Consider the following 11,871-nt stretch of genomic DNA (forward strand, 5'->3'; position numbering starts at 1 on the left):
GCCTGACATCCCTTAGCCGGCGGCACCGGTAGGTAGGACCGGTAGGTAGGAAAGGATAGGAGGGATCAATCGCGATCGATCATTCCGCACGGGTTTCCTCCATCATTTCATCCCCTGCGCCGTCGCCCATGGGATCGGACAGGCGATATGCCGCAGATATCGTTTTGATCATCTTCTCTCCTTCGACCTTCGACGCCATGCTCGAGTTCCGCCCACCGGCTGTGCTGCTCCTCAACCTGAGGAACCGCTTAACCCTAGGGCTGGCCGCGCTCCTTGCGCGCTGGCTGCTGACCATGGGGAAGGCGCATCGGCCCTAGCGGTTATCGGGAGAAGATCGCAAAAAGCCCAAGCGGAAGCATCGCCGCGCGGGGTTCGGGCGAGCGGCAACCCGCTTCCCCGGATGACTCGCGCTCTATCCAACAACTGATCTATGATCTAAAGGGGAGGGAATTGGGCCTGTTCGTCGCCTGGGTTCTCGACCCCCATTCCATTAAAATGCCCCTCGGCTTCGATTCATCGATGATCCGGTAGCTGGAATAGGCTTGCAGCAAGGATGAATTAGGAATAGCCGGGCTGTTCCCGATCCCCCATCTTAATGCCCATAATGGCCTATTCATGGGATTCCCGGCTCTCTGGCTCTATCAGACGCTTGCACGACCCAACGCCATTGTCTATGGAACTCAGCTATCGAGAGTCCATTCATCCATTACGTAGTTGGGGATTAGCGCTTATTACAGCAAGTCTGGCAGGAGGGGCAGCTGTTCTCGCGCTCCACTGGGGTCTTCAGCTCTCCCACATAGGGATCGATGATGCCTATATCTTCGCTGTGTATGCTCGCCACTGGGCTGAGGGGAAGGGGCTTGTCTATAATCCGGGCGAGAGGCCGGTTGAGGGGTTTACATCGCCACTCTGGCTTCTAATTACCACCATGCTCTATAAGGCTGGATTTCCCTGGGAGACGGGGGCCCTCAGTGCCTCATTGGCGTTCTTCATTCTCCTGCTCGCCTGGACGCTGCATGGGATAGGCGGCTCTCGATGGTGGCGTTCTCCGAGCGCCCTTTTCATGGGAGCGTGGCTGCTTAGCATCCCCGGATTTGTAGCCTGGAACACCCTGACGCTAATGGACACGATCCTGCTCAGCTTCGGAGTCACCGCAATCTCCCTTGCTTTATGGAACGGGATCTCTGAGCCTCTCGCCGGGTTGTTCATCGTCTTTCTCATACTGACCCGTCCAGAAGGCATGGCATGGGCTCTCGCCTGGATCGGACTGGATGCCTTACGCACGTATCTATTGCGGGATCGTTCCCGCCTCTGGTCACGCACACTTCGACTGCTTCTTGTTTACATGATAGCGATAACGGTGCTTACTGCGTGGAGGCTACATACCTTCGGGGACTTCCTGCCGAACACATATTATGCCAAGCGTATACCACCCTTCGAAGCCTTTAAGAGCGGATTCATCTATCTTTTGCTATTCGTATTGACTTACCCTGTAGGCGCTTGTGCGTCCCTCTTAGGCGGCTACACGGTTCTTCGGCGCATCCCGGAGATCACTTATAAGCTGAGATCGCCCTCCCCCTCGGATCCGGAATTCACAGACCTCATCCGGCTACTGCTGCTCACTTCCCTTGCCGGCGTGGGGCTCGTTCTCCCCCTTCTCACTGGAGATGATCACTTCCCCATGTTCCGCTTTTACCAACCCATCTGGCCCTCCCTGGGTCTCCTCCTCTTATTGATTGGACGCCTCCAGGTTCGGCGGATGTCCTTTACGCGCAAGGCGCCTCTATTCCCTCAGGCCATAGCGCCTCTATTGCCTGTCCTGTTTTCATTCCTGGGTCAGGATCATTACGCGGCGCTCTGTTGCTCATACCATGCGCGGAAGATGAAGTTTGAGATCGGCCTAGCTGCGCAAGGGCGTTCCCTTGCTCAAAAGATGAACAAGATCTTCGATCCGATGCACCCAGAAGTGGCGATCATCGCCACCGGGGGCTTCCGCTTTGAGTATCGAGGAAAGGTCTTCGATCTGATGGGTTTGAACGATCGAGAGATGGCTCGCGCCGAGCGCTGGCATCCCCCGGGCTTCCCAGGACACGTCGCCTTTCGTCCCGAAGTCTTCCTCCGGCGTGTTCCTCCGGTTGTGCTTCCATATGATGACACGATGGGACACGGGCTCAACCTGCTGATCAGAGGCTTTGAGTTTAACAACTCGGTTCTAAAGGGATTACTCACCTCTGGGGAATTCCATCTTCGTTATCGCCTTGTCCGTATTCAGCGCTCAGGAGAAGCCATCATCGCGTTCGTTGAGCGCTCTTTTGCAGATCGAATCGCGGCAACAGGATTTGCTGTAGAGGAGATCGAATGGCTTCCACCCCGTTGATGATGAGGCCATTGTCATGCGGGGAGATGAGCTGTGGGGCTGCTGAAGCGACTTCGACCATCGATCCACACGTATTTCCTGGTCGGGGGAATTGGATTAATGGTGTGGGGGGTGCGGCGTCCGTTGCCTCCTTCCCACCTAGCCGATTCGGGCTGGACGGCGCTGACGGATACGCTGTTTGCGTTAGCCATGTGGGTATATCTGGTGCTGTTAGGAACGGCACTCGGCAGATGGACCCTCCGCCAGGTCGGGCGATCGTGGATGATGCCCGGCGAGGGATGGTTGTGGGCAATGCCAACGGGTCTGGCGCTGTTGGGATATCCGGTATACCTATTGGGGCTTCTGGGCCTGCTACGCCCGCCTTGGATCGCCACCCTGGTTTTGGGAATGACGATCTGGCTGCGGCACGATGTGCATACGGCGATGCAGGAACTCCGGCAAACCGTTCGCCTCGCATGGGCCCACGTGGCCCGGCTGCCGTGCGCAGCCAGATGGGCCTGGGGAATGATGGCAGCGCTTTCGGGAAGCAGCTTCCTGCTGGCCCTGACCCCACCCGTCGCCTACGATGCCCTCTGGTATCACCTTCAGGCCCCCCGCCTGTTTCTAGAGGCCGGACGCATATATCCGGAATTCAACAACTGGCCGGCCAACTACGCCTTTGCCCTTAACATGGTGTATGCCATCCCAATCGCGCTGGGAAGCGATCGGGCGCCTCAGCTCGTGCACTGGACTTTCGGCATCGCGCTCCTGGGAATCGCGTATCGTCTCCCACGCTCGGCCGCAGGTTCCCTGGCATGGATCGCTCCCGCCTTTGTGCTCACCATGCCTGCCTTTCTGTTTCAGCTTGCTCCCCAAGCGCTACTCGACGTAGCAGCCGCATGCCTGGAGGTCATGACGTTTGGGGGGCTGATGCGCGCGGCCGAAGGGCGCAGCAAACAGTGGCTGATCGCCGCCGGGATCTGGGCAGGATTGGCCGTGGGAACCAAGCTCTCATCGCTACCGGTTGTGGCAGCAGGGACCATTTTTTGGATATGGCGCGGTTGCTCCACCAGCTGGATCGAACGGGCCAGGGGGATTCTGTATTTTCTCTTGCCCACGCTGGCGCTGGCGACCCCGTGGTATCTCAAAAACGCCCTCTGGTTCGGCGCCCCGCTGTTCCCAGCCGGCCTGCAGTCGGTAGATCCCGAAGTCCGGTTCAGAAACCTTTTGTTCCTGGAATATATCAACCAAGGAGAGCAACAAGGGATCAACCGATTGCTCTTCTTTTATTGGCTCCTGACAGCGCCGGATCGTCTGGACTACGTGACCGGTCCTCTGGCGTTGTGGTTTTTACCTCTTCTTCTCCTTGCAGCGCCTTTACAGGGGCCTGCCCTGGATGCGTTGGCGCTGAGCGGCCTACGGGCGCTTCTGTGGATTATCAGTCCTCCAGGAATTCGTTTTCTGATTTCCACCTTCGCATTGCTGGGAATGGCCCTCGCGATTACAGCGGGGCAAGGCTGGCGGGATCCGCGATTGCCGCGTCGCCTAGCTGCCCGATGGATCGCCAGCAGTCACCTGATGTTCATCACGGTTCTGCTTCTTACGATGGGAGCAGCGAGCGTCTTCTCCCAACCATGGCGCGTAGCGCTGGGCCTGGAAAGCCCGGCCGATTACCTGCGCCGTAAGCTGGAGGGGTATCGGGGAATGGAATACGTTCGGGATCACCTCAGGCCGGAGGACCGGATCCTGTTGATCGCCGATGCCCGCCATTATTACTGCCCATCGCGCTGCTATCCGGAAGCCGATCACTTCACGTGGCCGCGGATCGTGTGGGCTTCGCATTTCGATCCGGAAGCCGTCCTTGACCGCCTGGAGGCGATGGGGATCACCCACCTGTGGATCCACCGCGGCAGCGTGAAATGGCTCCTGGCCCATGACCCTCAAGGGTGGATGCGGCGAAGTTATGATTTTCTCCAGATCGAGATCATGCCGTCGTGTGCCGCCAGGATCTATTCCGACGAAGACGTCGAGATCCTTCGCCTCCTTTGCCGGTCCGGAGCAGATCATCGCGGCCATGAGCGCGATATGAGCCAGATGGGATCGGAGGATTCCGGGGCGGGAGGGCCGCCTTGAGCGGCTTTCCCGCCTTCACGGTCCTCCCACGCATGCGCATCCCGCAAGTTCCGCATACAAGATCAAACAGTGCTTCATCTGCTTCGGGGAGAGCCCTGTGCGCGCGCGCCTGCTGAATCTCCTCCTCTTCGCTCTGGCGGTCCTGGAGCTCTTATACCTGATCGGCGCCATCCGCTTCACCGGCCTCTTTCCCCTCGTCGGCGCCGATTTCCGCGCCCTCTACGCGGCCGCCCAGATCGCCCGCGAGGAGGGCTTTCCCTTCATCTACGACCTGGAGCGCCACGTCCCCGTCCAGCAGGCCCTATGCCGGATGGCCGGAAGCGACCCGTCATGCACGCTGATCCCGATGGTCTTTCCGCCGGTTTTTCTGCTCCCGATCCTCCCTCTCACATGGCTCAGCCCGCCGATCGCCTTCGCCCTCTGGACGCTGATGAATGGACTCGGGATCGGGCTTCTCCTCCGCCCATACTGGCTTCATCTCCCCGGCCCGGCGCGCCGCCAGCGGCTGGCCCTTGCCCTCCTGTCGTTCCCCTTCTTCAGCAACCTGTTCTGGGGGCAGAGCACGCTCTGGCTGATGCTCTGCACACACGGTTTCCTGCAGGAATGGAAACACCACCGTCCCTTCCGCGCCGGCTTATGGGCCAGTGGGCTGCTGCTCAAACCCCAGCTCCTCGGATTGCTCCTCCCCGGCCTGGCCCTGGCCCGCCAGTGGCGCATCTTAGGGGGCCTGCTCAGCGGAACCGCCGTCCTCGCAGGCCTCTCCCTGATCCTCGCCGGGCCCCACGGCATCACCTCGTGGATCGCGTTGCTGAGCGGCTTCGCCCGTCCCCTCCCCGGAATCGCCCCTGAAGTCGTGGGGGCGGAAACGATGATGAACTGGCGCTCCATCGGCGCCCTGCTCGGGCGGGGAATCCCTCCGCCGCTGGCCTGGACGGTCACCGGCGCAGGGATGCTCTTCACCGCTGGGGCCGCCCTCGCGATGGCGCGACGCCTGGATCTGCGGGAACCCATGGCCCGAGAGCGATGGACGCTGGGGCTCACCGCGGCCACCCTGGTCAGCACCTGGCACGCCCACAGTCACACGGCGCTGATCCTCCTCCCGCCCCTGGCCAGCCTGGAGGGCCACCGGATGATCACGACGTGGACGCTGCAAATCTGGGCATTGCTCCCTGCCTGGGTTCCCTTTGTGAACATCCTCCTCGGGGCCCTGCGGGTCCTCCCCACGATCCCAGGGCTGGATAACCTGATCGCCAGCAAGATCCTTTTCGGGTTCAATCTGTATTTCACCTGGTGGGCAGTTCGTAGTTTTTTCTTCGATTCCTCATCCTCCCGGTCTCCGGCGATTGTCCCCCAGGATCAGAGGGAGAATACGGGTTCCCAAAAGGGAATAATCCCATAGTCCCTTTCTATGCATCCAGCCAAGGCCGCGCGGGAGTAAGAAAGGATCGATCGTTTTGGGGGCACGGCCCCCGACGACGCTCCGTGCCTGATGGAATACTCTGCTATCATTGTTGCCTATGCGACCCGCGTATGCGGGGAAAACCCGAAGCGCTCATATTCGGCGCCTGCGCCGCCTATGGGGCCCTGGGGTCGACGGTGAGAAGGCGATCCCACCCCCTCCAGCCACCCGGCGGTTCGCCCTCGCGGCCTTCGTGGATGCCGGATATGAGCCATCCGGAGGAAAGCGGATGTGGTTCGCCCGTTTACCATGGCACGAACGCCTCGTCTTATTCACGCTCATTGTGTTGATCGCATGGGAATCGATCCTGGCGGCCTATAAGTTCAGCGAATTCCCATATTCGGCGGTGGACTTCTTCCAGCACTGGTTTTTGGGGCGATTCATCAACGAGGGGGGATCCGTCACCGATCCCGGATGGCCCCAGCGGGTCGGCGATTCCGTGGGCCTTCATCTCCCGCCTTCCCTGCAACGCACGGCGCCCTATCTGCATTACCAGCTCCTCGTCCTCCCGCTCTTCCGGGCGCTGGCCCTCCTGCCCATGTCCGCCGCCTACGCCGTCTGGCTGATCGGCAACCTCCTGTTGCTGGCCTGGACGGGATCCAAGCTCGCCGCTGAGATCGGAGTGAAGAAGCCCTCGCTCTGGTTTGCGCTGTTCCTCTGGCCTCCGATATGGCACGTATTGATTTTGGGCAACGTAGATTCCCTCGTCTGGGTGCTCATGAATTGGGGATGGATCCACTTCCTGCGCCATCGGGAAGGAATGGGGGGGTTCTGGATGGGCATGGCCACCCTCATGAAGGGCTTTCCAGTGTTCGCTGCGATCCCGTGGCTGATCGGGAAGCCTGGCCCTACCCTGCGGGGGTTTGCCGGTGGAATCCTAACGGGGATCCTGTGGGGCACCGTGTGGTCCGGGGTGGAGGGCTGGCGCTTCATGATCCAGCACATCCCGGATTACCAGCAGGCCCTGGCTTCGTTCATGCCCGCCAACAACTCGCTCCTGGCCGTTCTATGGGCGTTCCTCGGCCCACCCATCCGCACCGAACGCGGCATATCCTACCAAGGCTTTCTGAGCCCCGGCATCCCTCCAGCCGATCTATCCGCGCTTCATCTTTTCGCGTCCTTCTTGCTGCTCGCCCTCGCGTGGCGGAGCGTCCCGCGCTCTCCCAGCGCGCCCCCGATGGTTCAAAGCGGGGCCTGGCTTGCGCTGGGCCTTTTCCTCTGGCCGGTGTCCTGGATCAATTATCACATCTACCTGTTCGCCCCCCTGGCCGGGTTAATTGCGCATCGGGAGCTCTTGAGCCGTTCAACCCGTCTGCTGCTATATGGGGCGATCTTTCCCATCACCGCCGCCCTAAGTTATGGTTTCCTTGCCAACGTGACAGCGCCATGGATGCTGATGCCTATCCTGCTCGGTGGCACCCGACTCCTGCTGTTCGAGGTTTTCAGGCGATCTATCCGCGAGATCCACCCTTAGGCGATGCCCTTTCCTTATACCGGAAGGGGGAGTCCGTAGGGAGTAGACCGACCCTGGAGGAGCTCTTGTGTCCTGGCTTACTCCCCGCCGCCTGCGGGATTATCCGCGTCTGTTCGCCCTGGCGCTGTGGGGCGCCTACGGGCTCGAGGTGCTATTCCATCAGGGCTGGCGCGGCGGGTTGGGAGGGATCATCGGGAGCGATTTCATCACCCTCTATGGGGCCGGTTTGCTCTATCGCGAGAGCGCGGCCCGCCTCTACGACTTCGCCGCCCAGGCTGGGGTCCAGGCGGCCCTGATCGCGCCCACTCCCTACCCGGGCCTCAACCCCTTCATCAGCCCACCCTACGTGGCGATGGCCTGCGGCCTCCTCACGTTCCTCCCCCTCCTCCCTGCCTTCCTCCTGTGGAATGGGCTGACGGCGCTGTGGACGCTTCACGCCGCCCGGATGCTGTGGCGCATCGTGCCCCTCGACGCGAAGGCCAGCGGGCTGAGCTTCGCCCAGATGGCCATCCTGATGCTCTCCTTCTTCCCCTTCCTGGCCGGATGGCGGGTGGGGCAGAACCACGGCCTCACCCTCTGGCTGGCCACGGGCGTCCTGATGGCCCAGCGGGCCGGTCGCCCAATGCTGGCGGGCCTGCTGGCCGGGCTGTTGCTCTACAAGCCCCAATTCGTCCTCGGCTTTCTGATCCTGTGGCTGGCCTGGGGGGAAATCTGCGCACTGCTCGGCTTCGGCGCGATCGCCGCCGCGTGGATCGGGCTCAGCCTCGGGACGGTCGGGAGCGCGCCCTATCGGGAGTATCTCGCCCATGGAGCGTTCTTGCTGTCGCTGCCGTGGACCGAGGGTTTTCCAGCCTTCGCCCTGATCACCCCCTATGGGCTGCTCGGCACCCTGCTGCCTCCGGATGCCCGGCCGTGGCTGCGCGCCACAGCCCCGGCCTTGCTCATCGCCACGGGGCTGGGCCTCGCCTTGCTGGCCCGATCGCTACGGGGCCAGCCCTTCGAGCGCCAGGCCCCCGCCTGGATGCTGGCCCTGCTCTATCCGCTGCTGGCCTCGCCCTACGCCCTGCTCCATGACCTGATGCTCATGATCCCACTGCTGGGGCTGTGGGCCGCCTACCATCCTTCCCGAAGGCTCCTGCAGGTCGCCGTCGGCGTCTACCTCGGCGGACTGTTCCTCCCCCTGCTGGGGGCTCTCACCGACCTGGCCCTTCCCGCGCTGTTGCCCATAGGCACCCTGCTTGCCCTATCCCGAGAGGGATGGTTCCCCCTCTTCCGTGGAGCCCACAGGAAGCCGCCCGCTCGCTCTTAGGCCCTTAGCATCCGGTCCCGAGCCCAGGCCTGAGGGCTTTGTCCAGTTATAAACTGAGGATTTAAGGAACCGAAGCCGGTGCAGAAGGGAGCGGTGCGGGGGGCCAAAGGCCCCCGCACCGCCCTCGAAAACCCCCACCATGTAAAAATGGACAAAGCGCTAGCATCTGCGCCTGGCTCTTGCCGATGGAAGGGATACCCTGTCCCCTCGGGGTGTATATCAGGGAATTCGGCAGCCCGGATGGAAGCGCTTAAAGGGCCCAACCCGCGGCGCCGATGGGATCCTCACCGGGTTCGATGAGCGTCTAAGGGGGCTGTGAGTATAATCGAGACATAAGCTCCACGCTCTTTCGAGGGAACGGCGGATCGCCTTTGCCGTCCGGGATTTCGAGGATTTGACCCGCCTGCTGGACGAGCGCCCGGAGGGGTTGAGGGCCCCTCGCCAGCGGCTGTTAAGCGAGGAGCTACTTCGGTCCCCCTCGATCCTTCGCAGACTGTCCGTTCGAGCCAGCAAGACCCAGAAAGGGGCGGAGGACCTGAACCAGGATGTCCAGCGCTTAGCCCGGCGGTAACGGCGCTGGTCAAGGCTCCGCGGTGGTACTACGAGGAGTTGGCCCTTACCGCTATGAGACCGAGCGCCGCTTCGCCGAACTGCGGGAGGAGCCGGCCGTTCGGCCAGCGGAGGCCGACCGCCGCTTCGTGGAGCTCGCCGAGGCCCCGCGTCTTGCGGAGGCGGTGATTCAGAGATGGAAACCTTGCCCATGAGATGGCTCACGCCCGCTCGCCTGCGCTACGCATGGATCGCGGGGGCTGCCCTGTGGGGCGGATGGCTCCTGAGTCTCCTCCTGGGCCAGAACCACCTCGACCGGACGGGGCAGGTGATCGGGACGGACTACCTCCAGTTCTACGCCGCCGGCTGGATGATCCGCCACGGGCAGGCCGCCCGCCTCTATGATCCGGAGGCCCAGCTCGCCGCCGAACGGATGATCATCGGCCCGCATCTCCCCAGCTATCACGCCTTTTTGAACCCTCCCTTCTTCGCGCTGCTCTTCGTGCCCTTTTCCCTCCTTCCTTATGAGCTCAGCTTCGCTCTCTGGAGCCTCCTGCAGGTGATGCTGCTGGCCCTCAGCCTGCGCGCGCTCCGCTCCGGGCATCCCTTCTGGAAATCTATGGGCTGGGCCCTCACCTTCCTGCCGGTCTTCGCTTCCGTGAGCTTCGGGCAGAACGGCCTCCTCAGCCTGGCCCTCCTCACCGGGGTCTGGCGGCTCTGGCGGAAAGGGCACGACCTCGCGGCGGGGGGAGCAGCCGGGCTTCTGCTGTATAAGCCCCATCTGCTGCTGGGGCTCCTGGCCCTCTGGATGGTGGAGGGCCCCCGGGGCCGTCGTGCGTTCCTCGGCTTCCTCCTCATGGGCGCGGCGTTGTTCGTCCTGTCCCTGGCGGTGCTCCCGGAGGCCACCTGGGCTTACCTCAGCTTCGCCGGGGCGGTTTATCCGGATCTCCCGAGCTGGAAGGCGTTCCCCCTGTGGCATCTGCACAGCCTGCGGGGGTTCTGGCGGCTGTTGCTCCCATGGTGGCCTCGCCTGGCCGACCTCCTGGCGGCCCTGGCCGCTCTGGTCGGGGTCATCGCCGTCTTCCGGTTCTGGCGCTCGCACCGGGATCCCGGGTTGCGGTTCGCCCTCGCCGTCGCCCTCACCCTCTGGCTGACCCCCCACGCGATGATCTATGACTGGGCGATCCTGATCCTCCCGGCGGCGATCCTAGAGGAAGCGCTTCCCTCGAAACGGGAGGAACAGCGAGCGATTTTTGCGGGGATCTGGCTGGCGGCCTTCCTGAGCGCCCCGCTGGTGCTGGCGGCCCGCGCCGCAGCCGGCATCGCCCTAATGCCCACGCTCCCCACCCTGGCTTGGGGAGGATGGCGCGTCTTCCAGATGGCCGGGCTGGAGATCGAACGCGGGAGGAACCGGATATAATCCACCGGAAGACCGGAAGGCGGTACTGACCTAAAAGAAAGGCACCGTTGCCGTTGAAGTGAGCCGGATTCTTCAAGATGGAGTCGGGGTATGACACGTCGACGGACCCTGGCGATGCCCATCGAGCCGCTTTGGTTCCTGATTCCCTTGGCGACCTTTGGGTTCTTTGTCTCCTTGGTCCCCCTTCCCCCGAACGACTTCTGGTGGCATTTGAAGATCGGCGAGCTCATCGTCCGCGAGGGGCGGATCCCCGCCACGAATATGTTCGGCTGGACACTGCCCGCCGAGGCCCCCTTCACCTACGGGGCCTGGCTGGGGGAAGTACTCCTCTATCTACTGCACCACGCCGGCGGACTTCCCCTGGTCACCTTCGCCCGCAACGCTATCGCCCTCGCCGCCTTCGGCCTGATCGGCCTGGAGGCCAAACGCCAGAGCCGTTCCTGGCGCCTCGCCGCCCTGGCCCTCGCCCTCGCCGCCGGAATGTCCCTGAACAACCTGGTCATCCGCCCCCAGATCTGGTCCTGGCTCCCCTTCGTGGGCTTCTATCTGCTCCTGACCCGCTTCCGGGAAGGCCAGCTCCATCCCACCCGGCTGATCGCCCTCCCCTTCCTGATGGCCTTCTGGGTCAACGTCCACGGCGCCTTCCTCCTCGGGCCCGCCCTCCTCGCCCTCTTCCTGATCGGTGGCACCCTGGAACACCTCCTCCAGCACCCCCAACGCCCACCCCTGCGCCCGCTCGCGGGGATCACCTTCCTCACCCTGCTGGCCCTCTTCCTCAACCCCTACGGAGCTGGCATCCTCCGCTACGCCTATCGCCTGCTCACCGATCCCCCCAGCCAGACCCTGGGGGTGGAATGGGCATCCCCCACCCCTCACGGGATCGCCAACGTCATCTTCTATCTGAGCATCCTTCTGCTGCTGGTGGCCCTCGCCCGTTCCTCCTACCGCCTCCCCCCCACCGAGCTGCTGCTGCTGCTCGCCTTCCTCTGGCTGGCCTGGAGTGGCCAGCGCTATGTGATCTGGTTCGGCATGGTGGCGATGCCCATCCTCGCCCGCCTGCTTGTCCATCTGCTGCCCCCCTGGCCCGGGGCCGGGGGGGGGGGGGGGGGGGGGCGCCCCCCCCGCCCGCCGCCGCGCCGGGGGGCGCCGCGCCGCGGCCGCCGCCGCCCCG

The 11,871-nt window shown here is 63.1% G+C and carries 8 protein-coding genes and 1 pseudogene; all 9 read left to right on the top strand.

Going from position 1 to position 11,871, the window contains the following annotated elements; genetic code table 11:
- Positions 1-604: 604 nt before the first annotated feature.
- Positions 605-2,377 carry a hypothetical protein gene (locus NZM16_RS04905; protein ID WP_295479007.1) on the top strand — a complete coding sequence of 591 codons (1,773 nt, stop codon included), beginning with the start codon at positions 605-607 and terminating at the stop codon, positions 2,375-2,377.
- 33 nt (positions 2,378-2,410) lie between these two features.
- A complete protein-coding gene (locus NZM16_RS04910; RefSeq protein WP_295479010.1) occupies positions 2,411-4,489 on the top strand; it encodes a glycosyltransferase family 39 protein in 2,079 nt (692 codons plus the stop codon).
- Between the two features lie 97 nt (positions 4,490-4,586).
- Positions 4,587-5,888, top strand: a complete 1,302-nt coding sequence (locus tag NZM16_RS04915) for a glycosyltransferase family 87 protein (protein WP_295453358.1) — start codon at positions 4,587-4,589, stop codon at positions 5,886-5,888.
- A gap of 289 nt (positions 5,889-6,177) precedes the next feature.
- Positions 6,178-7,422 (top strand): glycosyltransferase family 87 protein, encoded by a 1,245-nt coding sequence (locus NZM16_RS04920; protein ID WP_295479013.1) that lies wholly within the window; start codon positions 6,178-6,180, stop codon positions 7,420-7,422.
- A 67-nt stretch (positions 7,423-7,489) separates the two neighbouring features.
- Positions 7,490-8,731, top strand: coding sequence for a glycosyltransferase 87 family protein (locus NZM16_RS04925; RefSeq protein WP_295479016.1), 1,242 nt, complete (start codon positions 7,490-7,492; stop codon positions 8,729-8,731).
- A gap of 394 nt (positions 8,732-9,125) precedes the next feature.
- Entirely contained in the window at positions 9,126-9,302 is a 177-nt protein-coding gene (locus NZM16_RS04930) for a hypothetical protein (RefSeq protein ID WP_295479018.1), read from the top strand.
- A 22-nt stretch (positions 9,303-9,324) separates the two neighbouring features.
- Positions 9,325-9,495, top strand: coding sequence for a hypothetical protein (locus tag NZM16_RS04935; protein WP_295453862.1), 171 nt, complete (start codon positions 9,325-9,327; stop codon positions 9,493-9,495).
- The gene (locus NZM16_RS04940) at positions 9,492-10,700 is read left to right on the top strand and encodes a glycosyltransferase family 87 protein (protein ID WP_295479021.1); all 1,209 of its coding nucleotides are present in this window, start codon (positions 9,492-9,494) and stop codon (positions 10,698-10,700) included. Before NZM16_RS04935 ends, NZM16_RS04940 begins: the two co-directional genes overlap by 4 nt.
- 90 nt (positions 10,701-10,790) lie before the next feature.
- Positions 10,791-11,871 (top strand): annotated as a pseudogene (locus NZM16_RS04945) (hypothetical protein); the annotation flags it as partial.

Source organism: Thermoflexus sp., assembly GCF_025055495.1.
Lineage (GTDB): Bacteria > Chloroflexota > Anaerolineae > Thermoflexales > Thermoflexaceae > Thermoflexus.